Annotated in this window: 23 protein-coding genes and 3 pseudogenes; 15 read left to right on the forward strand and 11 right to left on the reverse strand. The window is 33.5% G+C overall.

Annotated elements, in window-relative coordinates:
- The first annotated feature begins 202 nt into the window (after positions 1–202).
- Together OPR44_RS04075 and OPR44_RS04080 are read left to right on the forward strand one after the other, a co-directional pair.
- Positions 203–526: a reverse transcriptase domain-containing protein gene (locus tag OPR44_RS04075; protein WP_265015444.1), complete on the forward strand. Its 324-nt coding sequence runs from the start codon at positions 203–205 to the stop codon at positions 524–526.
- Positions 527–554: 28 nt separating this feature from the next.
- Entirely contained in the window at positions 555–953 is a 399-nt protein-coding gene (locus tag OPR44_RS04080) for a group II intron maturase-specific domain-containing protein (RefSeq protein ID WP_264377864.1), read from the forward strand.
- 649 nt (positions 954–1,602) lie between these two features.
- On the opposite strand, the gene OPR44_RS04085 is transcribed toward OPR44_RS04080, so the two are convergent.
- Together OPR44_RS04085 and OPR44_RS04090 are read right to left on the reverse strand one after the other, a co-directional pair.
- Positions 1,603–2,040, reverse strand: coding sequence for a transposase (locus OPR44_RS04085; protein WP_265014909.1), 438 nt, complete (start codon positions 2,038–2,040; stop codon positions 1,603–1,605).
- Between the two features lie 24 nt (positions 2,041–2,064).
- Positions 2,065–2,436: a transposase gene (locus OPR44_RS04090; protein WP_265015408.1), complete on the reverse strand. Its 372-nt coding sequence runs from the start codon at positions 2,434–2,436 to the stop codon at positions 2,065–2,067.
- A 126-nt stretch (positions 2,437–2,562) separates the two neighbouring features.
- On the opposite strand from OPR44_RS04090, the pseudogene wmk reads away from it, so the two are divergent.
- From wmk to OPR44_RS04115, 3 pseudogenes are all read left to right on the forward strand, one after another.
- A pseudogene (gene wmk, locus OPR44_RS04095) lies at positions 2,563–3,460 on the forward strand (WO male-killing family protein Wmk).
- A gap of 163 nt (positions 3,461–3,623) precedes the next feature.
- A pseudogene (locus OPR44_RS08675) lies at positions 3,624–4,190 on the forward strand (JAB domain-containing protein).
- A gap of 102 nt (positions 4,191–4,292) precedes the next feature.
- Positions 4,293–4,706: pseudogene (locus OPR44_RS04115) on the forward strand (hypothetical protein); the annotation flags it as partial.
- 466 nt (positions 4,707–5,172) lie between these two features.
- On the opposite strand, the gene prfA reads toward OPR44_RS04115, so the two are convergent.
- On the reverse strand, positions 5,173–6,264 hold the full coding sequence (gene prfA / locus OPR44_RS04120; RefSeq protein ID WP_265015412.1) for a peptide chain release factor 1: 1,092 nt from the start codon (positions 6,262–6,264) through the stop codon (positions 5,173–5,175).
- A gap of 113 nt (positions 6,265–6,377) precedes the next feature.
- On the opposite strand from prfA, the gene yihA reads away from it, so the two are divergent.
- Positions 6,378–6,971, forward strand: a complete 594-nt coding sequence (gene yihA / locus OPR44_RS04125; RefSeq protein WP_264377861.1) for a ribosome biogenesis GTP-binding protein YihA/YsxC — start codon at positions 6,378–6,380, stop codon at positions 6,969–6,971.
- A complete protein-coding gene (argB, locus tag OPR44_RS04130) occupies positions 6,946–7,884 on the forward strand; it encodes an acetylglutamate kinase (protein WP_010401255.1) in 939 nt (312 codons plus the stop codon). The genes yihA and argB overlap by 26 nt, the downstream gene beginning before the upstream one ends.
- Before the next feature lie 370 nt (positions 7,885–8,254).
- Here the strand turns inward: argB and OPR44_RS04135 are convergent, their stop codons facing one another.
- A complete protein-coding gene (locus OPR44_RS04135; protein WP_265015413.1) occupies positions 8,255–9,787 on the reverse strand; it encodes a hypothetical protein in 1,533 nt (510 codons plus the stop codon).
- 180 nt (positions 9,788–9,967) lie between these two features.
- On the opposite strand from OPR44_RS04135, the gene OPR44_RS04140 reads away from it, so the two are divergent.
- The 4 genes from OPR44_RS04140 (at position 9,968) to OPR44_RS04155 (ending at position 14,283) form a co-directional block, all read left to right on the forward strand.
- The gene (locus tag OPR44_RS04140; RefSeq protein ID WP_265015414.1) at positions 9,968–11,245 is read left to right on the forward strand and encodes an adenylosuccinate synthase; all 1,278 of its coding nucleotides are present in this window, start codon (positions 9,968–9,970) and stop codon (positions 11,243–11,245) included.
- Between the two features lie 158 nt (positions 11,246–11,403).
- The gene (locus tag OPR44_RS04145; protein ID WP_265015415.1) at positions 11,404–13,380 is read left to right on the forward strand and encodes a hypothetical protein; all 1,977 of its coding nucleotides are present in this window, start codon (positions 11,404–11,406) and stop codon (positions 13,378–13,380) included.
- Between the two features lie 71 nt (positions 13,381–13,451).
- Complete coding sequence (gene infA / locus OPR44_RS04150; protein WP_265015416.1) at positions 13,452–13,715, forward strand: translation initiation factor IF-1; 264 nt, start codon at positions 13,452–13,454, stop codon at positions 13,713–13,715.
- Complete coding sequence (locus OPR44_RS04155; protein ID WP_052264696.1) at positions 13,693–14,283, forward strand: Maf family nucleotide pyrophosphatase; 591 nt, start codon at positions 13,693–13,695, stop codon at positions 14,281–14,283. Before infA ends, OPR44_RS04155 begins: the two co-directional genes overlap by 23 nt.
- Here the strand turns inward: OPR44_RS04155 and OPR44_RS04160 are convergent.
- Both OPR44_RS04160 and OPR44_RS04165 read right to left on the reverse strand, forming a co-directional pair.
- Complete coding sequence (locus OPR44_RS04160) at positions 14,270–16,498, reverse strand: hypothetical protein (RefSeq protein ID WP_265015417.1); 2,229 nt, start codon at positions 16,496–16,498, stop codon at positions 14,270–14,272. The genes OPR44_RS04155 and OPR44_RS04160 overlap by 14 nt on opposite strands.
- A 380-nt stretch (positions 16,499–16,878) precedes the next feature.
- Entirely contained in the window at positions 16,879–18,216 is a 1,338-nt protein-coding gene (locus OPR44_RS04165; protein ID WP_264687251.1) for an alanine:cation symporter family protein, read from the reverse strand.
- Between the two features lie 387 nt (positions 18,217–18,603).
- Here OPR44_RS04165 and OPR44_RS04170 point away from each other — a divergent pair, with 387 nt between their 5' ends.
- The 3 genes from OPR44_RS04170 to OPR44_RS04180 all read left to right on the forward strand — a co-directional run bounded on the left by OPR44_RS04170 (position 18,604) and on the right by OPR44_RS04180 (position 19,796).
- Positions 18,604–18,831 carry a hypothetical protein gene (locus OPR44_RS04170; protein WP_265015418.1) on the forward strand — a complete coding sequence of 76 codons (228 nt, stop codon included), beginning with the start codon at positions 18,604–18,606 and terminating at the stop codon, positions 18,829–18,831.
- A 75-nt stretch (positions 18,832–18,906) separates the two neighbouring features.
- Positions 18,907–19,344 (forward strand): hypothetical protein, encoded by a 438-nt coding sequence (locus tag OPR44_RS04175; protein ID WP_265015419.1) that lies wholly within the window; start codon positions 18,907–18,909, stop codon positions 19,342–19,344.
- A gap of 2 nt (positions 19,345–19,346) precedes the next feature.
- The gene (locus tag OPR44_RS04180) at positions 19,347–19,796 is read left to right on the forward strand and encodes a hypothetical protein (protein WP_265015420.1); all 450 of its coding nucleotides are present in this window, start codon (positions 19,347–19,349) and stop codon (positions 19,794–19,796) included.
- Between the two features lie 144 nt (positions 19,797–19,940).
- On the opposite strand, the gene OPR44_RS04185 is transcribed toward OPR44_RS04180, so the two are convergent.
- The 3 genes from OPR44_RS04185 to OPR44_RS04195 form a co-directional block, all read right to left on the reverse strand.
- Positions 19,941–20,444 carry a protein-disulfide reductase DsbD domain-containing protein gene (locus OPR44_RS04185; RefSeq protein ID WP_265015421.1) on the reverse strand — a complete coding sequence of 168 codons (504 nt, stop codon included), beginning with the start codon at positions 20,442–20,444 and terminating at the stop codon, positions 19,941–19,943.
- A gap of 287 nt (positions 20,445–20,731) precedes the next feature.
- Positions 20,732–22,390, reverse strand: a complete 1,659-nt coding sequence (gene groL / locus OPR44_RS04190) for a chaperonin GroEL (protein ID WP_265015422.1) — start codon at positions 22,388–22,390, stop codon at positions 20,732–20,734.
- Between the two features lie 89 nt (positions 22,391–22,479).
- Positions 22,480–22,770: a co-chaperone GroES gene (locus tag OPR44_RS04195; RefSeq protein WP_265015423.1), complete on the reverse strand. Its 291-nt coding sequence runs from the start codon at positions 22,768–22,770 to the stop codon at positions 22,480–22,482.
- A 112-nt stretch (positions 22,771–22,882) separates the two neighbouring features.
- Between OPR44_RS04195 and ygfZ the strand changes: the two genes are divergently transcribed.
- Positions 22,883–23,680 carry a CAF17-like 4Fe-4S cluster assembly/insertion protein YgfZ gene (gene ygfZ / locus OPR44_RS04200; protein ID WP_265015424.1) on the forward strand — a complete coding sequence of 266 codons (798 nt, stop codon included), beginning with the start codon at positions 22,883–22,885 and terminating at the stop codon, positions 23,678–23,680.
- A 929-nt stretch (positions 23,681–24,609) separates the two neighbouring features.
- Here the strand turns inward: ygfZ and OPR44_RS04205 are convergent.
- Complete coding sequence (locus OPR44_RS04205) at positions 24,610–24,822, reverse strand: ankyrin repeat domain-containing protein (RefSeq protein WP_264377854.1); 213 nt, start codon at positions 24,820–24,822, stop codon at positions 24,610–24,612.
- Between the two features lie 131 nt (positions 24,823–24,953).
- The gene (locus OPR44_RS04210) at positions 24,954–25,943 is read right to left on the reverse strand and encodes a ribonucleotide-diphosphate reductase subunit beta (RefSeq protein ID WP_264377853.1); all 990 of its coding nucleotides are present in this window, start codon (positions 25,941–25,943) and stop codon (positions 24,954–24,956) included.
- Between the last annotated feature and the right edge of the window lie 86 nt (positions 25,944–26,029).

Raw genomic sequence — 26,029 nt, forward strand, 5'->3', positions numbered from 1 at the left:
TCCTTGAAATAATATGTTCATATCATTCATTGAAACTGATGGTTAATTGATTGTTGGCACTATAAATAAATGGCACTCTTGTTTTTGGACATAGAAGTTTTCGAGAAATGCTTTTCTCTAATTTTACGTTTTTTGCAACATTGTTGGCGGGGTAATTTCTCCATTACTTGCATGTGTAGCACTATATGGACTAGAACAGAATATCAAAGAAGAACTTAAGGAAGAACTTTTCCAATATGCGAAAAAGAAATATAGCAGGGTGTCTCGCAAGCAGGCGCAAAATTCAGTTAATGTAATTACGTACGCTGATGATTTTGTGGTATTACACGAGAGCGAGGAACTTGTGATGAAGGCAAAGGTTCTAACTGAAAAATGGCTAAAACCCGTTGGACTAGAATTAAAGTCATCAAAGACAAGAATTGCACATACACTAAAATCCCTAAATGGGGAAAAGCCAGGATTTGATTTTCTTGGATTTTCAATAAGGCATTATCAAACACGTCAAAATAAGAGAGGTTACATGTAAACCAAGTCGTAAATCTATAAGTCAACACTTGTTATCTATAAAACATAAGCTTAAAGAGTTGCGAGCAGCGCCACAAGAAGCTGTAATAAAAGAACTTAATCCAATAATAAGGGGTTGGAGCCAATATTACATCTCGGTAGTCTCAAGCAAAGTCTTTAATTTATTAGACTACTCTATGCATAACAAACTTTGGAAATGGGCTGTCTATAGACACCATGACAAAAGAAGGTGTTGGGTTAAAAGAAAATACTTTAAAAAGTATGGTAACGACAATTGGAGATATATGGTAAGTAACAAGTTATATCTTATTAGACATAGGGATCATGCTATTAAACGACATATCAAAGTAAATGGAAATAGATCTCCGTATGATGGAGATTGGCCATATTGGGGAAATCGTTTAAGTAAATTACCAGATCACGAGTAATAAAATTACTGAAGTTACAGCAAGGTAAATGTAATTATTGTTATCTTTGGTTTAGGTTTAACACATGTACATCATCAAGATTGCAATAATAACATGAAAAATCTATCCTTGCTTCATAAGCACTGCCACGATCAATTACATGGAAGTATGCATACCAAATTAGAGAGAAGCCGGATGATGGGGTGTGCCGTAGAGACACAAAGAATGATCAGAAATGAGCAAACTAAGTGCTTAAGCTGCACAATAGATGAGGGAAGGTCCCTCAAAGTCGGCTTGCAAGAGCAGGCTTTAAACAACCATAAGCTGCTTTGATAAAGAGTCAAGGTAGTGAGCGTTATGGAAAAGGCGCAAATACGTGTCATGTACGAAATAGAGAGGCGAATGAAAATGAACCACTGATGAAGTGTCGAAAGGGCTGAGACGACGTCAAAACCAGGAGCTCCCATCTCTCCTGGGATAGATCTACAAGGAACTTGCTTACTGGGTAGGTGGCGTCCGGCATATAGGTGGCGTGAAAACTATTATAGGCTATTGTGTAGAACTGCGGGAACCTGTCGTTTCGATGACAAGGGAGAAATCCAAGAAGCTAAACTTCAAGGATGAGAGTACCGATGGAAGAACAGGGGCGGATCAGCTTGTATAGTATTTTCTAAAATGAATGATAAATTTCCATTATGGTATTACCAACCAAAAGTTGTAAGTCTGTACATTTATACATTAGAGGTCTGAGGCGGCTTTTGATGGTATGCCAACAGTGTTCTATGGGATTCAAATCTGGTGAATATGTTGGAAGATACAGCACATGACAGCCAAAAGACTCTATTAATGATTTTGTTTTAGTGGTCTTATGAAATGTAGCATTATCCATAACTATGGTTGTGCCAAGTGGCAATTTAGGTTTCTCCAACCATATATTGAATACCTCTTTGTCACACCCACCTTTGAAAGTCATTGGTGCAATAAATCTCATTCCAATCCACCCGGCTACTATACTGATTCTCTCTCGCTGGAATATCTGCATAAATTTTCTTTCCTCTTGGAGCACGTCCATATTCTCGGTATAATTTATTATCAACTCCTGCTTCATCTATATATAAGATGCTGGAATGGTCTATTTTTGAGATTTTATCAATAAACTGCTTCTTGATTGCGCTCTTGATATAGTGTGACTTTTTTTTAAAGTAATTTTTAGCTGTTTTAGTCTATACCAAATTGAATTTATTCCAAATCCAAGATTTTGTTTCATCTCTGCCAGAGTATGATCTGGATTCTTTGTAACATATTCTTCGAGTATTTTTTGGTCTATTTTTCGAATGAAGCTGCCGTTTTTAGATGGCTTGAGGCTTTCACCAGCAGCTTTCTTTTTTAACCAGCGGTACAAAGTTGCTATTCCTATCTCCAGAAGCTCTGCCACCTTAACCTTCGTCTTCCCTTTTCCTATCATCGATATTGCCTTTTCTCTTAAATCCACACTATACGCCATTATAACCCAAATAACTTATTATACCTTTATCATTTACTTTGGGAAATACTATAGTTCTCAACAAAGGTAACATATGCTAGCAAAATTTCTATCTGAAACTTTTAAAATGGCAGGTTATGAAAAAGAATGACCGTTAGCTATACTAGTTCTTTAGATCACGAAGTAGGAAAGAAGGTAAGAAGTTTTAGGTTAGCAAAGGGTTATACTCAAAAAGATTTAGCGGGAAAAATCGGCGTAACGTATCAAATAGTACTACAATATGAAAAAGGAACACGTAAAATTTCGATTGAAAAGTTGTATGCTATAGCAGAGATATTGTCGATTGGTATTGTAGACCTAATTCCTGTATTAAATGAAAAAATCTGTTTTGAAGATGAGGGAGAGGAAATTAGTAAGAAAATATAAAACGATTAATGATCAGGAATTACGTAGAATGTTTTGTTTACTAACCAAATTTGTTCAAGTTAGTGAGAAAAATAGTAAAAAAACGGAGAGAATAAAAATTGCAAAAGGTCTGGTTAAAGCAGGAGTTTCTGTTGATACTGTTTCAAAAACAATAGGTCTGTCTGCTGATGAATGTGTTGAAGAAAAAACAGGTTCTATATACTACAAGATAGGAAAAAAGATAAAAGAATGGACGGGAATATACTCAGAAGGATTTGGCTGAGAAAATGAATACAACACGTGATGAAATAAGTAACTATGAGCAAAGAAGGACTGCTGTTCCACTTGATAAATTATATAAAATGGCAGAAGCGTTATCGATTAATATTACAGATCTACTAATAGATGAAGGTAGTAAAGTAGAAAATGAGCTACAGGATTTGATAAAAGAATACAAAGAAATTGAGAGCCAAGTAATGCATTAAGAGAGTCTCTGTTTGAAAGCATGCAAATTTGCGAAGAGAAAGTGAAAAGAGCAGAAAAGATGAAAATTGCAAAGGATTTAGTGAAAGGAGGAATTTCTATTGATATTATTTTGCAAGCGGTAGGCATCTCTTTAGACGAAATTCAACAAGTTTAAAATAAAAAAATCATCATATATTAATATCTTCGCTTATTAATGAAAAAATAAGTAAAAAAGATTGAAAAATTGATTTGACTTCACTCGAAAGCTATGCCAATGCTGATAAAAAAACAGCAGTAAATATTTAAAAAAAGTTTGTTGTTAGTGAAAGGTAAATTATATGAATAAAAGTAAAGAAGAAATCGAATTCAGAATATTAGAAAGCAAAGGTAAAGCACTACTTGATCGTGAAATAATGGAAACATTTTTAAGTGCAGTACATGAAAGGCCGCAAGCTCAAGAAATTGCTAAAAATCTGGTAACACTTATACGGGAGTAGGAAGAATTTTAGGTAGAGAAATGGATGACCTGAAAGTTATAGAAGGAGTGACTGATTCTGCAGTAGCAATGATTATGTGTGTTAAGGAAACACTAGAAAGGGTGCTCAGAGAAAAGCTTAAGAGTGAGCCAATAATGGACTTACATCGGAGAAGAATCCTATATTGGTGAAATGGAAAAAGCACCGGTATACATAAAGGAGATTATAAAAAAAGCATTAATAAAAAATGCAACATTAATAATAATGTCACATAACCATCCTGGAGGAAGCTTAGAGCCGTCAGAAGAAGATCAAGCAGTAACGAAGAGCTTAGCAGCAGCATGTAGTACTGTACGCGTAAAATTGTTTGACCATATTATCATCACAAGTGGAGGCTATTTCAGCTTTCGAGAAAACGGATTGTTATAGTAGGAAGTATTTGCAAAACTACTCACCATAATTTATACTGAGTAATAGAGTGTATAAACTAAGATTTATATACTTAAAAAGTATTTTTAATATGGGGGTTATATTACTAGTAAAGACAAGTTATTGAAGAAAATATTTGGTGCTCTTGAAGGCGTTGATATAAAGCAGTCTAAGTTTGTGAGCAAAATTAATAATCAGAAGGAGATAAAACCGGAAGATACAATGCCTTTCCCTAGCAGAAACGTTCACGAAAACAAAATCAACTATGGAAAAGGACTTGACTACATATATGGCACAAAACCTTTGAATAATCAAGCAGATTATCCAGAAGGGTTGAATCCATTTGCTTCAGCTTTGCAAAAAATAAAGCCAAGTGCAGAAAAGTTGAGCTGGCTTAAAAGTGCTGTGGTAAGAGCAAAAAGTCCAAATGAACTGCACAAGGCTGTAGACGAAGCGCTAGCTGCTGGAGCAAGGCTAAATGCATGTAATGAGGGAGAGTGGAGATACTGTCTTTATTGTCAACAAGTTATTTAGCTATAAAACAACAAAAAATTTATCTGCATTTTCTATAAATTAGTGTAACTGTGGATAAATACTTTAAGTGTGTGTGGACGTAGTGTGCCGTAGAGACACAAAGAATGGTCAGAAATGAGCAAACTGAGTGTTTAAGCTACGAAATAGATGAGGGTAGGTCCCTCAAAGTCGGTTTGCAAGAGCAGGCTTTAAATAACCATAAGCTGCTTTGGTAAAGAGCTAAATATTTTGCTTTTTCTGTAAAAAGTTTACTAGCTTCTCCATATATACATATAGATTATTTAACTCTAAGGTGTTACTATTAACATATTGATTAAAGTCAACTTCCATAGTTTCTGTAAGTTATAGAGCTGCTAATTATAGCATAAATTTAAATAATTGTCAACCTTATGAACAACTAACTTTACTTCTTTTTAACCTGATACCTATGCTTTGTTTCAAATTTCCATCAAAAAGTAACATTACCCCCTCCAGTCAACCTTTCTGCTTCATTTCGTGAAATCAATGCCTCAATAAATTCATCTAGTTCACCTTCTTTTATAATCTGTTCTAGTCGATGTGAAGTGAGATTAATTCTATGATCTGTTATTCTTGATTGTGGAAAGTTATAAGTTCTTATACGTTCAGAGCGATCTCCAGAACCAATTTGGCTTTTCCTCATTGTTGACCTTTCCATTTCTTTTTTTTGTCTTTCAATTTCGTATAGCCTTGCTCTCAACACTTTGAGCGCTTTAGCCTTATTTTTGTGCTGCGATTTTTCATCTTGCTGTATTACAACTATCCCTGTTGGCAAGTGGGTGACCCTTACTGCGCTGTCAGTTGTATTCACTGATTGCCCTCCAGGACCACTGGATCTATAAACATCTATGCGTAAATCTTTTTCTTCTATTTCAAAGTCAACCTCTTCTACTTCAGGTAATATTGCAACAGTAGCTGCGGAAGTGTGCAATCTTCCTGAGGATTCAGTTTCTGGCACTCTTTGTACTCTGTGCACCCCTGACTCAAATTTCAGTCTTGCAAAAACTTCTGTTCCATTAATGAGTGCAGAAGCTTCCTTATAGCCACCTATACCTGTATTAGAAATACTTATTGGCTCAAACTTCCAATTTCTTCTTTCTGCATATTTTTGATACATACGAAATAACATCGCTGCAAATAATGCTGCTTCTTCTCCGCCTGTGCCTGCTCTAATTTCTAATATTGCATTTCTTGAGTCATCTTCATCTTTGGGTAATAATGCCAACTTTAGTTTTGCTTTTACTTTCGGTAATACTATCTTTTGCTTCTCAAGAAGTTCTTCTTTTGCTAACTCTTTTATATCACCATCGCTGTTCTCATCTTTCATGATTTCTTCTAAATCTGAAATTTCCTCTTTTAATATATTATATTCATCGATTATCTCGATAATTGGTCTGAGTTCAGAGTATTCCTTTGAAAAACTAACGAATTCTTTTTGACTCAAATTGGTAGGGTTTTCCAGATTTCTCTCTACATCAGAAAACTTTTTTTTAAAGTCTTGTAAATTATTCTCTATATCCATATAGTACAGGTCTAGTTTTCAGCTGTTTAAGTAAGTAATATATACTGAAATAAAAAATTTCTTATATCAAGCAATAACACTATAATTGTCTCGAATATTTCTACCTAAGTATAATGGCAAAACAGATAACATCAATCTGCAGCTTCATATTTGGAGCTTCAGACAAAAAATCATTACCAGATGAGTCGGCTCCAGAGATTGCATTTGCTGGTAGATCAAACGTAGGAAAATCAAGTTTAATCAACTTGCTGATAAACAGCAAAAAAGCTGCAAGAGTTTCTTCTAAACCTGGATGCACTAGACAAATAAATTTTTACTCTATGTACAATGATAAGTTTAGGATTGTCGACCTACCGGGTTATGGCTATTCTTGTGCAAGCAAGGAAGAAGCAGTACAATACTTAAACCTAATTGAGTACTATCTAATTCACAGGAGAAATCTAAAAAGATTGTTTGTGCTTATAGATAGCAAGGTAGGATTAAAAGAAATAGACAAAGACTTTGTTTATTGGTTAATATGTAATAATATTAACTTTAATATTGTGCTAACAAAAATAGATAAAGTGAATCAGGAAAGTCTAGATGCTATTCTAGAAAATACTCAAAAGTGGGTTAATAATGAACATGTATCAATTCATCAAATAAGCATTCGTGTTAAGCATAAAATCACCAAGGTAAGAGATGAGTTTTTCAAATTTACAAGATAAAAAAATGAAAAGTGATGAATCTTTAAATGGTAAGATGCCATTGAAGGAAAAAACAGAAATATTATTTGAAGTTCTGTCTAACATACCTAAATTTGTAGGCGAAACTTTTATCATCAAATGCAGCAGTGTAATAATCTCAGATGAAACGCTGCTTAGTGCTTTTGCGCATAATGTTGTTCTGTTGAAACAGCTTGGTATAAATCCGGTGGTAGTTCATGACGGAGAATATGAAATTAACTTAGTGTTAAAAATGCTAGGTATGAATGATAAGTTTATAAATGGTGTCAGACTTACAGACAAAAGCACTATGAAAATCATTGAAATGGCACTGTGTGGTTCAATTAATAAAAAAATTGTTCAGCATATAAATTCTGCTGGTGGTTCAGCTATTGGACTATGTGGAAAAGATGGCAACCTCATAAAAGCTGAAAAGATAAGCACTACGCTTAGGGAAAATAGATTAAATAATATTGAAAAAATACTAGACATGGGATTTATCGGTAGACCAACTGAAATCAATCCTGATATATTATTCTTTATTGAAGAATCAGATTCTATACCAGTTATTGCACCCATCGGTTATGGAAAAAATGGAGAAACATATCATATTGATACTGATAGCACTGCAAGTGCAATTGCACTTGCAGTTTACGCATCTAAAATGATAATCTTGAGTGATACAGATGAAGAAATAAACAAAGTTGGCAATAGAAGAGTCTTGATTAAAAATTTAAAAGAATCGATTGATTGTGGAAAAATTAAAGGAGAAAAATTTGTTGAAAGGCTTATGTCGTATACTAAAATGGTAGAAGAATGTGCAGGGGTTGTTCACATAGTTGATGGTAGAGTACCTAACATTATACTTGATTTATTTACTGAGAATAATTCAGGTATATCAATAATGGATGATTAATAGCTGTACTGCTTATAACCATATGAACATTGAAAATTTGGGAATAGCTTATGTCAAATTCCTATTCTCTTTTCCAGTTTTTTAGTTTTTTTTCTTGCAAGCATAATAGTTTCGTATACATAATGAAACCAAATGGTATTTTTAGCTTGATAACAGAGAAAAATAAAGAGGGCTTGGGTGTAACACTCAAATAATGATTTACCTTATGGATACCGCTAGAAAAGTTGACTAAGGTATACAATTCTCTCTGCGTCAAGTTACTCAAGATATCGAATCTACAAACGCTTTGGATTGAGTGTGTTTGGTCAATTTGAGTGCTTTAAATAGAAAGGCGAAAATTGAGAATACTACCCCTCTGTACACAGTATCTTTAATGCAAATGCCCATGTGATTCCATAGATAATCTCTGTTTTTTTATTTTATCTGTCCATTTATCATTTTCTATATCTTGTTTGTTGGTTGCTCTTTTTTCTTGCTCAACAATTGCCTTATCTATCTTCTGATGAATTGCATCCATTGCATTAATTGCATTTTTTTCTTTGTATACTTCGCTTTTTCCTTCAACAATTAAATTGGTAAAAATATTTACAACAAACTGCACTTGATTATGATTAACCTGACCTTTTATCGAAGAAGGTAAAGAGTTTAATTCCATCAATACTTCTGATGCTGTTTTATCTTGAGTGGAAAGCCCTAAATTATCTGCTACTTCACTTATTAATAACTCTCTGTTTTCTTTATTATCTTCCAATTTAGTATAATCACGCAGTAGATCCATAACTGCAGATACTCTGACTTCAATAATATCATCAACATCTTCACCTCCTAGAGCAACTCCTGATCCCAATAACCTCTCTCTGAGATTTTTCTTTAAAAGATTGGTAAATTTTTCATTTGCATCCGATCCTGTAGTAGATATTGTACCATCTAAATAGTTGTTTACTTTGATTTGAGTACCTAAGTTATGCTCTATTTGTATTTTTGCCTCAGGTTTAAATCCTAATTTTGCACAGAATTTCTTAAAATATTCTTTAATAGTGTCAAACAAGGTCTTGCCATTGTCTTTATAGTTTTTCAACTCTTCAGGAATAGTGAGTGATAATTTACCATCTCCATATTTTACAAGGTCTTCACCATATTGAGACTCAAGTGTAAATTCTAATGAGCTGGATAGGTCACATATTTTCTCTTCCGGATTGTCAATCGTGGTTATAGGTATTGCCATATCAGACGTCACTTTTATGCGGTTGTGGTCAGTGCAGTAAATGTTTAGCACTTTTTTAGGACTGTGTGGAGTTAAATTACAACTACTGAGTGCGGCATGAGATTCATTAAATATACCAGCCCCATACCCTGCTTGATTACAATTGGTGACTAACTCTTCTAAAATAGCATCACTTGGAACCCTTGCTCCACCGTATCTAAACATTTCCTTAAAAATTTCCTTTGCTAATGCACGGTAATCTTTTTTGGAGAATAGATGATAAGAGCTTCTCCCTGCGTTATAAAATCTCTCAAATTCCTTTCTATATTCATCAATTTTTTTCTCATCAGCAATTGTAGGGCTATTACAATGATTTTCCCAAACTTCAGATAGTCTATCTTGATCAAGCTCCTTAAGTACTGGTTCCATAAAAGCTTTACCTTCTTCAGAGAGGTTATCAAAATTATCACGGTTAAAAATCTCATTTTTATAATCTTTAGCTCCTTCCTTAAATGCAATAATAAAATTATTATCTATTTCTTTTTCATTAATAATAAAATTCATTCTTTGAAAATCTAAGAACATTGTTTCACCGGAATTCGCTAATTTATTATCTTGATCTGCTCTTAATTTACCAAAATTGAACTCTTTAGCTGTGGCCTTTAATCTAACTACTGGACTCTCCTTTGCCTTTTTCATAATTAACACCTTACTATAAATATATAGTAAGTTGTATCATATAATGATGAATAATTTGATAACATATAAAAAAAGTCGATAGTATATTTCTTTATTTAATAGGTGTAAGAAAGGCGTAGATTTCTCTTTTCATTTGTAGCATGCTGCATTAATATTTACGTATTAATCTAGAAAATAGTGATGAATAATATTGTAATTGTTGGTCTGCAATGGGGTGACGAAGGCAAGGGTAAAATAGTAGATTATCTTTCTGAGAATGCAGATGTAGTTGTGAGATTTCAGGGGGGAAATAATGCAGGGCACACTATAGTAATAGATGATGAGGTTTATAAATTAAATTTACTGCCCTCTGCTGTTTTGAGGCCAGGAAAAATATCTATCATAGGAAATGGCGTTGCTCTTGATTCACAAGCTCTAATATCAGAAATAGAATCATTGAAAGTTAAAGGAGTGGACGTAAACTATAACAACTTGATGGTATCCGAGAGCTGTCCATTAATACTTAGCGTACATAAGGACAAGGAAAAGCTATTTGAAGATTTAAACGGAAATTGCAAAATTGGCACAACAAACAAAGGAATAGGGCCATGTTATGAAGATAAAGTTGGAAGGAGAGCTATACGCATTTGTGACTTGGAAAACGCAGATGAGCTCAATCAAAGAGTGGATGCTCTCCTGAGTTACCATAATTCTATCAGAAAAGGCCTTAACTACCAGGTGGTTGAAAAAGAAGAAATATTAAAGGAAATTCGACAGATTTCAGAAAAAATTCTTTCATATAAAAAACCTGTGTGGAAGATACTAAATGATTTTATGAAAGAAGGTAAGAAAATAATATTTGAAGGAGCTCAAGGCGCATTTTTAGATATCGACCACGGAACTTACCCTTTTGTTACTTCAAGTAATACCGTAGCATCGCAAGCGATAACAGGCTCAGGATTATCCTACAATGCTCACATTATTGGTGTAGCAAAAGCGTATACAACAAGAGTGGGTAATGGTCCATTTCCTACTGAACAAAATAACGAGATTGGAGACAGCTTATTTTCTATAGGTAAGGAACTTGGAACAGTAAGCAATAGAAGAAGGCGCTGCGGATGGTTTGACGCAGTTTTAGTGCGCCAGGCCGTACAACTCTCTGGAGTTTCAAGCATTGTATTAACCAAATTAGATATTCTTGATTCTTTTGATACTATTAAAATAGGCACTGGTTATAAGTATGGCGGAAAAATGTATGATTATTTACCCGCATCACATTCAATACAAAAAGAATTAGAGCCAATATATGAAGAATTTCCTGGTTGGAAAGAGAAAACTCAAGGCAAAAGGTCAGTTAAGGAATTACCTGCAAATTTGATAAAATATGTGAGAAAAATAGAAGAATTAATAGGTGTACCAATTCATCTAATTTCAACCAGTCCAAAAAGAGAGGATGTTATTAAGCTTAAAAATCTATGAAAACGTCTTGTTAACTTTTATCTAATAAAAAACTATACTTGTGTGACTTCAAGCAATCTATTATGCAAAGTAGCAGCGTAAACGTACAGTGAGCAGTGTGATTTTTCTTAAATACATGTTGATTGTTATAATATAAACATAGTTAAAGGAGGCGTATTATGATTGCAGGTTTTACTAAGGGAGACAAAGCAGTAGATGCAGCAAAAATAGGTGATCAATTTAAAAAGCATTTTTGTATAGGACCAACTTCACTGAATAGGGAAGTTTATTACTCTACACTTATCTACCATACATTCAAAGAGTTATATTCACAATTAGATAATATCTCTCATGCTAATAAAACGAGATCAGAAAAAGAAATAATAAATTTTTATGTTCTACCTCAATTTGCACATTTTAAAGAAATTCTTGATGAAGGTATAAAAAAAGATCCTTCGTTTGCAAATTCCGCTATTGTGAAGTTTTGCTACTCAATTATAAAAGATAATAAATTATTTAAAGAATTAGAAGAAGTTAGTATTCCCGCAGAAAACTCTAGTGTAAAGGCAAGGATAAGCTTTCAACTGAAAAATCTTAAAGAAAAGGTGTGGTTCTTAAGAAAACTAAAGGAAAAAAAGAATTTCACTTATGTGCAGAGGGCTTTTGGGGATGAGTGGAGTTTTTATGACCTAATAAACGATAGAGATTTCAAACAAACGTATATAGATAAAGCAGTAACAGAGTCTGCTAATAAGAGCTTTGAGGAAGATATAAATAAATGCATAGAATTGGCAGAGCAGGGAAAAAAAGCTGCAAGTAAATATTTTGAGAGGAAAGACGTAGAGCTTCAAGCTTATTACACAGAAACTGGTAACGATCATAGAGTTTTGAATATTAACCTTATTAATTACGATAAGAGTGAGCCAACAAAGATTAGTGAAGTTTTACAGCAAGAGAAAGATATTAAAGAACTGAATATCTATTGCAATAAAAAACATGAAATACACGCTCATCAAAAAGATAAGAAAAGATATTATGAATTTAAAGAAGGTGCATATTATGAAATGACAAGCACTTGGCCTGCAAAAGATGGATCAGGAATGTGTACCATGATTATGGATGTGAGTAGCGATGGCATAACTAAAATACTAAAATTTAATGGTGAAGATTTTGTTTCATCGAAGGAGATTCTAGAATTAATAAAGCAAAACGATGAATTATATATTCAAGGTCTCTCCTTATATGATGCTGTAATGGAATCACTAGAAGAGGATAGGGCTACTCCTATTAATTTTTACAATGAATCTATGGTGGCTTATCAAGGTAAGGAACCAGAGGGGAAGTTAGATCATAAAGTTGATGCTGATAATAGCCTTCCTTCTTCTCCTTCTATTAATAGCAATACATTAGAAGTCAATTTACAGCACACTGAAACTCAACCAGAAATTGCTTCACAACAAATCAGAACTCAAGCGGAAACTAACTCACAAAAAATGGATGAATTGATTCCAGACAATCAAATGCTACCTAAAGAAAATGTTGAATTAAAGCAAGAAATAGAAGCAGAAACAATTGTAAAGTTAGAGAGGCAGTGTAGCAATTTGAACGATGAACTTGAAGAAGAGAGACTAAAGTTCGACATTGAGGAGCCAGAAAACGAGTACGAGGAATTTCTAGAAGATATACTTGAACTCACTGAAGATGAAGATAATATTGATGAATTGAAAGAGAACTATATCGACGTAATTGCAGATCAAATTCAAACAATTAAAGAAATGAAAGAGGAGATAGAAAACTTAAATCATCAAGTGAAATACTTAGAGGACCAACAAGATCAAGTTGCTGATAAACAAAGAATGAATGAAATCCCCAGTGGTTGTATAAAAAAATATTATACTCTAATGGGAGAAGTTTTTAATGAAACTGATAATGAGTCTAATGTTCCACTGAAAGAAAAAACAACATTATGCAGATCTTTAAGCTTTGATGGAGGATATGGTAGCGATGAGGAAAATTGTGATAATGATTTATCTTCTAACATAACTTCTATTGAGAAGGTAGTAGAGAGTAGAAGCGTAGGTAGCTCGCTTTCCTCTTGCATTGTTAAGGAGATGATTGGAGTTAAGTTGCAAGAGCAATACTCAAGTAGAGTATAAAAATCTCCTGTATTGATAATAATTTAAAATCTATAGTAGACTGAAAAAGATTATTAAATTATAATACGACAATGATAAAAGAAGACAAATCAAAAATAATTTTTGAAGTGGAAGGGGCAGTAACTGCTTTACTACCTGCAGCAGAATTTAGAGTGAAGCTGGACAATGAACATGAGATTATCTGTCATGTATCAGGGAAAGTGAGAAGAAGTAAAATACGCATAATTATAGGCGATAGGGTGTTGGTTGAGATGAGTGTTTATGATAGGAATGCAAAAAAGGGTAGGATAATTAGAAGGCTTAAAGGTACAAGTGACAGAACGATCTCTAAATAATCTTATTCTTGCTTCATCATCGAAAAGGCGTATAGCTTTACTAAAACAAATAAATATTGAGCCAGGTTTAATTTTGCCAGCAGACATAGATGAAGTTCCTTTAAAAAAGGAACTTCCAAGAGATTACTCAATCCGTATGGCAAAAAGTAAAGCTGAGAAAACACAAAGTTCAAATCCAGATTACTTTGTGCTTGGTGTTGATACAGTTGTTGCTTGTGGTAGAAGGATACTGCTCAAAGCTGAAAACGTTGAGCAAGCAGAAAAATGCGTTCGCTTGTTATCAGGAAGAAGGCATAGAGTATACACCAGTGTGTGTTTATTAACTCCTGATCAATCTAAACAGCATATTAGGACTGTAGTTACAATAGTGAAATTTAAGCGTCTCAGCGAACAAGAAATTAAATATTATTTAGCATCAGAAGAGTGGAAAAACAGGGCAGGGGGGTGCAACATACAAGGTCTTGCAGGAATGTTTGTATTATTTTTACGTGGCTCATACTCTTCTGTAATAGGGTTACCATTACATGAAACCCATTGCTTGCTAAGTAATTACTTTAACCTATACTAATACCACTGTCCTTTTTTTGTTTTTCTTCAGCAATAAGTTTAGCCCAGATTCTATTTCTATTTGCTAATACAATTCTATTGCGATCAGGACTATCATTGCGTTCTGTTAAAGTATCTTTTCTTTCCTCTTCTACTATTCCAGCTTTCAGTTGTGCTGCATCTTTTTCTAGCAATTTATATAGTTCGCTATTTTTGTCTATAGTCAGATTAGTATTATCATTTTCTTGTTCTGCCACTTTTCTTTCTAATAACTTACGTACAGGGTCATATTTTTTACCTTCTTTTATTTCTTTCAACATACTTTCTGAGAATAAATCTTTAGTAGCCTGGTGTGAAGGTTCTCTCAATCCTTTATTCAATTTTTCCAATGTATCTTTTGGTTCAATGGTTTCTAATTTCCTCTCTAATTGTTCAGGATTTACCTGAAAATTATCGTGGCTAGTGTAAGTTGGAGATGAGTAACCTGAGTCGTTTGTTTTTGTTTCTGCTGCATTGTCTTTTAGCAATCCAGCTGCTAATAAATGTTCTTTGATTTGTTCGCTCATTTCTTTCTGATCCACCGGTTTTAGTGGGAACTTCTGAGTTTCTTTATCCAACTTACTGGTAAATTCCGTAAGTAGGGTATCATCTCTTTGTTCAACATTCATTAGGCTCGCTTTTAACTGTCCAGAATTTACTCGAGATTTTTCATGATTAGAGTGAGTTGGAGATGAATAGCCCGAATCGTTTGTTTTTATGTCTGTTGAGCTGTATTCTAGAGATTCACTTTCTTGTAATTTATCTTCGGTTTCTTTTTGTTTATCGTTTCCTCTTTCTTCGTTTTCCTTAGTGCTAAGATAATCTTTTTCTTGTTTATAATCTGATTGAGGATTTGAAAGCGTTATATACTCATCTTCGTTATCGCTCCAACCATCTTCGAAGTCAGAAAATTCTTCATCATACTCACTTTCACTACGTAATAACTCATTTTTTGCTTTCCATGCAAGAATCGAAGCTACATCATTTAGTGGTTGCTTATTTCCAGTATTGCGTGATTCTTTAACTTTTTTGAATGCAACGTCTTGTGCTGGTGCAGCGCTTTCAGTAGCTGTAGGATCAAAAATTGCACCTTTTTGCCGATTATTAGATATTTGCTCACTTTCATCTGATTTTCGGCTTACAGGTACAGCATGTCCAAATGTAGCAAATGTAGGATTGTCATACCGTTCATCCTCTTGTGTATTATCTTGATTGTAGATTACAGACTTGGTGAAAATAGTACTGCTTGAAGAAGCATCAGAATATGGAGAATTGTAGTTATTTCTACTATTAATCCGTATTGGCTGATACTCATCTTTTTTCTGATTATTAGGTAATGAACTAGCTCTAGGTGGCAGTGACGGTGGAATCTTTTTAGCAGATGCGTTATTAGAATTTGTAGTGCTAGTCGTTACATGCTTAAACTCAACTTCTTGATCTTGAGTAGCTTGAACGCCAATACCTTTACTAATATCACTTTCTATGAAAGTTTCAGATGATTGTTGTTTCTCTTGTTCTTGTCCTTTCTCCTTGAATTGTATTTGATATAGGAATAAGCCACCTATTTTTACATCTGTGTTTGCTTTTAATTGTTCCTCAGTAACACCATTACGTTCAGTGAGATCTACACCATCTTTATCAATCTTGATTTTGATAGTACATTTTTTTCCATTTTTGTCATGCCAATTCAAAGTCATTTCATATGAACCATCGGTTACAACATAATGCCTTATTCTTTTCTTTCCTTCTTCGGCAACAAAACCGTGCATTCCGCTCTTTCCATCACTATGCAGCGTTGAAAATCCCAAAATTCCTTTCTTCTGACAAAAGTCACTATTTAAAAACTCGCTGATTTTAAACTCTTTTTTGTCATCTCCCAGTGTAATACTTGCGTGATCGCCATATATTGAAACTCCTGCGATATCATCAACATACTCTTTTAACCTTGCTTTAACTTCACTTTCAAGCTTTTGTTCGGCTTTCTTTATCTTGTTCTGCTCTGGAAGAATAACTTCATAAGCTTTATTTTTGTCTTCATCTGTCTCCAAATTCCAGATGGGGTGCTTTATTAGAAACTTTACTGCATTAAAACCAACTCTGGAATTATAAATTGGGTCGTCTTCCTTTTTTATTTCATCGAATAAAGTAAAAAATCCTCGAATGAATTCATGATATTGTTGTGTGCTTTGAGTATTCATATTTTTCCTCACTAATAACCCTCTGCCTTTTAGCCTTAGCTAGTACAATTATTACGGGAATTGATTTAGTTTTTATTAAAGAAGTTGTATTGCTAACGTGATGACATGAGCTATTTTATGTTCACATCAAGCAATTTAAGTTGTCATTCCAGTCTGGAATCTAGATTTTTCTAGACTTGATCCTATAGTCAAATTCATAACTACAAACGTTATAATATAAGAGTAATTTTCACCAAAAAGTATGTCATTCTAGTAGCTGACACTGGGATCCAGTCGCACTCAGTTAGTGAGCATAAAATTATTATGTTAAAACATAACATTTTTGATGAAGTTCATGAAAGGCTGGATTCCAGACTGGGATGACAACTTAAAATATTGCTTTAGCTCTGTTTTTGCAACTTCAAGTATTTGCTACTCATAGTAAATACTTCTGGATCTTGAGAAGTGAGCTTGAGTATAGCAAGTATGTTAATAAAAAGCAAAGCAGCAATCGAGATATCAGCTATATCCCAGAGTAACTTAACTCCACCAATTGCACCAAATGGAATGATTAAGGTAAAAACTACAGTCCAGATTTTGGTGTATTTATTATCCATAGATACATAGCGTATTGTTTGTTTTGAACAAAAAAACCAAGTAAAAATAGTAGTAAATGCAAAGCAAAACATTATGGTCATAATAAAATAGTCAATATAGGGCCAATTCATAGCTTTTCTAAAAGCAAATATGCACATGTTAGTGCTCTCTAAATCAGTAATCCAAGAATCTGTGACAAGCAGTACCATTGTTGTAATGAATACTATGAGTGCAACTATAAAAGGAGATATTATTGTGATTAGACTCTGTTCAATGATAAATTTATTGTTATTTTTTTTAGGAGTAATCGAGGAGTGTACAATTCCTTCGAGGCCAAGTCCTATATCTGTTGCAAAAATACCTCGCAAAGTTCCAACTTGAATAATAGTCAACATTTCTAAAATCAAACCTAAAGATAAACCAGAGTTAAAGCTACTAGTTGTAAAAAAACTGCTTGTTATTAATTTTAGAGAAGGAAGGATATTTTCACTAAACTTAAATAATATTATACCGCAAAGTGTAAGGTAACTCACCGTCATTATCGGTATCATAGCCGATATAAAAATTTTAATTTTTTTTAAGCTGAGAGCTGCAACAACAAAAAATATTATGGCCATTACAATGCCGCCAATAACTACAGGTACATCTACCATGCTGAGTGGTATTGATAGAGAATTTACCTGAACAAGATTACCAACTGTTATTGAAACTATTACCATAACAATTAGAAACACAATTGTAGCTTTGCTAGAGTTAAATGAGTCATTCATGTAGGCTACAGGTCCACCTATAAACCGTCCATTTTTTTCTTTTCTGGTTTTTATACTTAGGTAACAAGTAACATATTTTATCACAGAAGTAACAACAATAATGATTGCCATCCATAAAATGGATCCCGGTCCTCCGGTTTTTAGAGCAACAGCAGTTCCTGAAATATTTCCTACTCCTAAATTTCCCCCTAAGATTGTAAACAGAGCAGCTATAGAAGAAAATTTATTTTCTCCTCTTTTAGCTCCAATAAGTGAAAGGGCATACGGTAGTCTAAATATCTGTAACCATTTTAGTTTAACCGATAGGTAAACACCAGCAACTAGTATGAGTAGTATTGTTGGCAGTAATAAAATAAACTTTACTGTATCCATCTGTAAAAGAGAGATTTTTACTTAAGTATATAGCAAAAGTTGAAAAATACCCAACCTATTTTCTATGTATGACTTCGGTTCCATTATTCTAGCACCTCTTATCTTGTCATACCAATCACAACTGTATGAACATTGTAATATGGTACAATGTTAAAACAATGTCATTCCAGACTGGAATCCAGAAAATGAACAATGGATCATAGTTTTAGCTACTCGGATGATAAGAAAAGGATACTTGAATGACAAGAAAGGGGACACTAGAAAGAAATGGGTGTCATTCCAGTGCTTGACACTGGGATGGCTTTGTTGCATCACTCAAGAGAAAAGAACTGGCAGTTACTGACAAAATTCATTATAGAATAGCCATTTAACCATTGAAGAAAAAATATGCCACAGCAAATGAAAGTCAGTAACTGCAATGAATATAACAAATTTCTCCAAGAAAGAGGAAATATTTTTCATTTAGGCAAGGTGTTGATAAGAAGTTTAAGCTACAAGAGCATTAAATACACTGATGAAGTACGAGAATATCTAAATCACATATTGAAGCAACATTCAACAAGTGTAGATGGAGCACAAGCACAATCTTTAGCAGGTAAAAAGAAACAACTATAGTTTTTGTTATTGTTTAGTGTTGACTTAGAAGGTCAACACTAATATACCTCTATATAATTTAATGTGTGGAGGTATATGTTAGATAATCCTAAAGGTCTAATTAAAACTGACCTAAATCAAAATACAAATGAAAATTTTTATTTACGTGCAAAGGATAAGTTCTTTAAAAATGTAAGCCCAGGTAGCAAAATATCTATAGATTCTGAAGATAAGAACGAAGAAGTTAGTATTGATTATGATGAAGTGTGGTTTAAACACTTTTCTACTGTGGTTCCTAGTGAAGAAGGACAGGAAAAGTATAGATATGAAGTTAATGGCAGATATGAATACAAATATGCTAATAAGTACGATAGCAAAAATATTGTAGGCAAAATTGCTAACAACATTGCACAAGATGTAAAGGAAAGTATAAAAGACAATACTTTAGAATATATAGGAATTAAAGAAAGTAGAAAGAAAGGTAAGATTAAGCCTGCACTCAGAATTATGCTTGGCGATTCTAAAAATCAATAAATGTGGTTGATGTTTTAAATAGTGATCTATGCAGAAAATATGGTGTAGATGGAATTACATTATTACTGCCTAGTAAAAGCAAGTGTGAAACAAGGGGAATACGCTGCAGAGTTGATGAGAATGGAGTAAGAATTTATGAAGTAGCTAATGGCTCATATTATATGAATTTAAATTGGTATGTTGAGGGGAAAGAGTGTAAAATGAAAATTAGCATTAGAGATAATGGTTCTGTAGAGTTTATTGAAAGCAATGGTGTTACTTGGGATCAATTAGCTGCACATAAAGAAGTAAAAGTAGGAAGACAATATGAAGCGAAGCCTTTATATGAAGCATTGTCATATTTAAAGCGAGAAGGCTCTGAAGTAATAAAAGGATTTTATCCTTCAACAAGTGTGGAAAGCATACAAATTACTACAGGAGTTAATAAGCAAGCAGCTCTTTCAAAGTTATAATTTTCGTTATTGATTGAAATGAAGCCTTTTGGTCCCCAAAAGGCTTCATGATCGAAATTTTTGGAAAGATCTTTATTGGAAAATTCAGGGACAGGAATAACATTTTTAAGCTATCGTATAACTATCACTTGCTCGCTGGGAGCTCTATTTTTCATACCACTCATTTATGAGTTTATTGATATCAGAATCTATAAAATCCTTTAGTGGTTGACTGGTTTTTATCTCGGCATTTTTAGGGATACACCTATCTTTACATATTGCGTACTTTATATGAAAGTTAATATCAGCGCATTCCTGATTTGGAATGATATTGTTTTTAAAGGGAAATAACACCATATCTTCATATATGTTACTAACAAATGTAACTTCCCCAACTTTATCTTCATGTTCCTTGGGAGTAGGCCAATGAATATCTATATTTGATATGTTACCCTGACAGTCAAAGGAAGTAGGAAGGCCGAAATCTCCAGGGTCTTTGTAATATATATGCCAACCTGGTTTTATTGTAACCTTTATTGCGCCTTCAATGGTAAGGTTTGCTTTATTTACCTTACCAATGAGCAGATCAAATTTTGCAACTTCTTCTTCAGCGCACAATTGAGTGCAAGAAAAAAGTAAAAGTAGGATTGAGTATATACGTATTTTCATAAATACTCTATTTATGAAGAAAATAATTTAAGTTCTATCTATTATAATAAAAATATTATATAAATCATTTGTTAATATAATATTATGCTAATACAACTATAGTAGCAATTATAACTTTCATATATTATTTTTTTATTTTTAAGCAGTTATAATATTAAAGAGACGTAACAAATATAAATAGTAGTGGCTTTGCATAGAAAATCACAAATTTATTTCCTTTATAAAGGTAAGACTTTTTAGAACTAGAAAGATACCTTGGAGCAAGTTGCTCCAAGGCTCTTGTTTACTTAGAATCCACCCATTCCGCCCATTGCTCCTGCACCCATAGGTGATGAAGCATTTTCTTCTTTGTTTGGTAGATCAACTATCATAGATTCAGTAGTAATAAGTGCGCTTGCTACAGACACTGCCGTTTCAAAAGCAATACGAACTACTTTTGCCGGATCAATTACACCAGCTGTTGATGCATTAGCGTAGTTCATAGCCTCAACGTTGTATATAAGCTCTTTATCATTCTGCTTAATCAAATAGTCAATTATAACAGCAGATTCAAGACCAGCATTTTTAACCAATCTTTTGATTGGAGCACTGAGAACTTTTTTGACAATGTTGATACCTATTTGCTCTTCATCGCTTGAAGCTTTTAGCTTATCAAGAGCAGATGCAGCATAAAGAAGCGCAACTCCTCCACCTGGAACTATCCCTTCTTCAATTGCAGCTCTTGTTGCATGCAGAGCATCTTCGACTCTATCTCTACGCTCTTTAACTTCCACTTCAGTTGCTCCACCAACTTTGAGCACAGCAACGCCGCCTGATAATTTCGCTAAACGCTCTCTCAGCTTTTCTTTATCATAATCAGAGGTTGAAGTTTCAATCTGAGATTTAATCTGGTTAACTCTAGCATCTACTCTGTTTTTTTTATCAGAGTCGCTGTCTTCACTAACAATTGTAGTATTGTCTTTAGTGATTTTAACATTTTTGGCAGTACCAAGATCTTCAAGAGTCAAATCTTCCATCTTGATTCCAAGCTCATCTTTTATGACATACATAGCACCTGTTAAAGCTGCTATGTCTTCGAGCATCTCCTTTCTCCTATCACCAAAACCTGGAGCTTTTACTGCAGCAACTTTTAGACCACGTAATTTGTTGATCACTAAAGTGCTTAATGCTTCACCTTCAACATCTTCTGCAATGATAAACAAAGGTTTACCAGACTTAAAAATAGCCTCAAGAATAGGAAGTAAAGGTTGAATAATATTAAGTTTTTTTTCTGTAATCAGCAAATATGGATCATCAAGCTCCACGCTCATCTTTTCATTATTTGTAACAAAGTATGGAGAGAGATAACCACGGTCAAACTGCATACCAGTTGTAAGTTCAACTTCTAATTCTTTTGAACCCTTACTCTCTTCAACAGTGATGACGCCTTCTTTTCCAACCTTTTTAACAGCATCAGCAATGCTATTACCAATATCTTTATCACCATTTGCAGAAATTATTGCAACTTGTGCAACTTCATCCATTTCCTCTAAAGAAATTGTGCGAGACATTGATGTAATCTCCTTTAATATCACATCTTTTGCCTTCTGTATTCCATTTTTGATACAAATACGATCATTTCCAGCTGCAATTGACTTTGAAGCTTCCATTATCATATTGCTAGTCAGTATTGAGCATGTTGTGGTACCATCACCAACTTTGTCATTACACTGAGAAGCACTTTGAGCAATGGTGCTTACTATCGCAGAGTGTAATGGTTTTTTAGGCTTTATACCTTTCATTACCTTATAGCCATCCTTTGTGACCTCTGGTCCACCATATGGCTTGCTAATTCCTACTGTATTTCCCCTAGGCCCTGCAGTTGCTCCCACCGTTGAGTCAACCATTGCTGCAACTTCACGAAAGGCTTCTTGCAACTGTTCGCCTGATACTACTATGTTAGCCATTTTTATCACTCCTTAAATTAATAAAAAATTTAGAATATTAAAATACATAATGCACTATATAGCGCATTAGTTTAGTAAAATAGGAATACCTACTTGATAACAGCAAGTAGGTCTGACTCCTTCATCACGACATACTTTTCATTATCATGCTCTACTTCTGTCCCAGCCCACTGCCTGTAGAAAACCTTATCACCAGTTTTTACAGTTAAAGCTATACACTCTCCGCTTGAGTTGCGTGAACCACTACCAATTGCTATAACTTCACCTTTAGTAGGCTTCTTTTCAGCACTTGATGGTAGTACAATTCCACCTTGTTTTTCTTCAGTAATAGGCTTTATTAGCACGTTATCATCTAATACATTCAAATTTACACTTGACATTTATGTTTCCTCATTAATAGATTAACCTACAATTCTATGTAGTCATCTAAAGGTTACATTTCAAGGGTTGGAGTTAGTAAAAGTGTATAATTAAGGTTTGAACAGAAGTTTTATGGGTTACATACCGCTAGCAAACCGTAGTCTAATATCTTTATACGGACCAGATACGAGAGATTTTCTTCAGGGTGTTATAACAAATGATATTAATAAACTAAGTAGCCAGCAGGCAATTTACTCTTTATTACTCAACCCTCAGGGAAAATATCTGTACGATTTTTTCCTCATTGAGCATGATAAATATATTTATTTGGAGTGTGAAAATGCCCATCTACAGCAAATAATTGAAAAATTAGACTTGCTCAAAACTTACCTTAGAGTGAGGATTAAAGACATTAGTTCACTATATAAGGTTGGAGTTTTGTTTGATGCTAAGTTGGCAAAGTGTAGTAGTAAGTCACAAGTTATTTTTCAAGATCCAAGGCACAAGCTGCTAGGAATGAGGATCATACATAAAGATGAAATAAAAGAACCGGTTGGAGATTTTATTCAGTATGAAAAAGTTAGAATTAAAAACCTTGTCCCAGATGGAGCAAAAGATATGGTGCAAAATTCATCATTTCCGCTGCAATATTTAATCGATAAGATAAATGGTATAAGCTTTAATAAAGGGTGCTATATAGGTCAGGAAGTTGTAAATCGAATGAGCAGACAAGAAAGATTCAGAAGGAAACTTTACCTTGTTGAGGGAAAAAATGTACTTCCAAATATTGGCACTAAAGTAATCAGTGAACATAATGAAGAAGTAGGAGAACTACGCTCTAGTGTCGACAATATTGGACTTGCATTGCTTGATACTGGAAAAAGCCACGCAAATTTATATGTCGGTGGAGTTAGCATTAAGACGTTATAAAATATCTATTCGGGTAAAAGCCCCTTTTTCTTGTTTAAGTTATTCACAGAATTGTTAATAACTAAGTTGATAACCTAGTAGAGTATATAATTTTACATTTCTGAGTACTTTGGAGATCTATAATAAATATGATCTCCAAATACTAATATATATATAATTGAGAACAAAAAAACTGTGGATAACTCTGAAAAAGATCAAAAAAGACATCAAAAAGAGTATGATTAGATTGAAATATTTACAAAAAAAACTTACTCAATTGATAAATATCTTAACACTTTTTTTTTAAATAAAAGACAATATAGAGGGTCGTATTGGAGCTAAAAGATAAAATTTTTAAGTGCTTTTGAAGTGATACTTTAGGTATTTTTAAAGTAATACTTTTAAAGTATCAATTGAACATTTTTGAGCATTAATCTGGAGGTTCAACAGGCACTTTTTTATGCTGTTTGAGAAGAGCAAAAATTGCATTTTCTCTTGCTGAAAGCTTGTGTTTCTTATATTTTCCATAATATATATTATGTAATTTTCGATACTAATAAAAATATCCGCCAATCTTTTAAACAACAACCTATCGAACCTCCGGATTAGTACTTAAAAGGAACTATTAAAGTACCTCTTTAAGATTAAATTGCTACTTTAAAAACACTTAAAATTTCAACCTTTAGCTCCAATACGACCCTCTATTTGTCTTTTATCAAAAAAAAGTGTTAAGATATTTATCAATTGAGTAAGTTTTTCTGTAAATATTTCAATCTAATCATACTCTTTTTGATGTCTTTTTTGATCTTTTTCAGAGTTATCCACAGTTTTTTTATTCTCAATTATATATAAAAAATTTAGAGAAAAGAGGAAGAAGTCTCTTCTTCCTTTTTTTACTTAACTACACTACAATACTTGCCGCTGTACTAGCTTTTTGTTCTGCATCAACGCTATCTTGCAGTCATTCCATAATGATCCTTTATAAAAAGATCAGCACCTGCATCTAGTAAAATTTGTGTTACCTCTTTGTCATGACTATTGTGCAAAGGAGTTTTTCCAAAAGAATCTCGTGCATTAACATTAGCACCTTTGTCTAATAGATATCGTATTAACTTCTTCTCCTCCTCCTCTAAGCAATCAAAATCTCCAACTATTACATGCAATAATGTAACTTTATATCTATACTCTCTTTTCTCTAAGCTAAATAGATGATTTATATCAAATTCTTCCTCCTTCCACCTTTGATATGTATCGCAAACTTCCGTTGAAACGATAAAAAAGGGTGAAGTTACTGCTATTCACTTTTTGTATAGTTTTTAGCAAAAGCTTCCTCCCAAGTGCCTTGAGTTGCTGCACGGCTATACTCTGTTACTCTATTTTCAAAGAAATTTGTATGTTCCACGCCATTTAGTATTTCATCAAGCCACGGAATAGGGTTATCTTGAACATTATATATAGATTTAAGACCTAATTGCGTTAACCTTCTGTTTGCTATGTAACGTATATAATTGCGCACTTCCTCTGCAGATAGCCCTTCAACATCTCCTAAATCAAAAGCAAGACTTATAAATTCATCTTCAAGTTCAACAATAGTGCGACATGCAGAATATAATTCTTCTTTGAACTCGTCATTCCAAATTTCATTATTCTCCTTAATAAACGTATTGAACAAATTGATAATTGAATTGGTATGCAAGGTTTCGTCACGTGCTGACCAAGCAATTATTTGCCCCATACCTTTCATTTTTCCAAACCGTTGAAAATTGAGCAAAATTGCAAATGATGCAAATAACTGCAATCCTTCAGTGAAGGCACCAAATACTGCTAAAGTTTTAGCAACATGTTTTTTATCGTGCTTTTTACTTTCCTCAAATTCTAACATGTATTCATACTTCTTTCTCATAGCATCATATTTTAAGAATGCTTGATATTCACTTTCTGGCATGCCAATCGTATCTAGAAGGTATGAATAGGCTGCAATGTGTATAGTCTCCATATTGGAAAAGCTTGCAAGCATCATACATATTTCTGTTGGCTTAAATATATTTGAATAATGCCTCATATAGCAATTATTTACTTCAATATCTGCTTGAGTAAAAAACCTAAAAATCTGGGTCAATAAATTTTTCTCTACATTCGAAAGTTTAGTTTTCCAATCTTTCACATCATCAGCAAGCGGAACTTCTTCAGGTATCCAGTGTATCCTTTGTTGCTGCAACCATGCATCATATGCCCAAGGATAATTAAAAGGCTTGTATATTGGATCTGCTTCTAGCAATGACATAAGGTACCTAATTATTTTGAAGTAAATATTATATTAAATGATATTGAGAATCAGTCAATTTAACTTTTTTGAAATTTGACGACAGA

The organism is Wolbachia endosymbiont (group B) of Camptogramma bilineatum (genome assembly GCF_947251825.1).
Classification (GTDB): Bacteria; Pseudomonadota; Alphaproteobacteria; order Rickettsiales; family Anaplasmataceae; genus Wolbachia.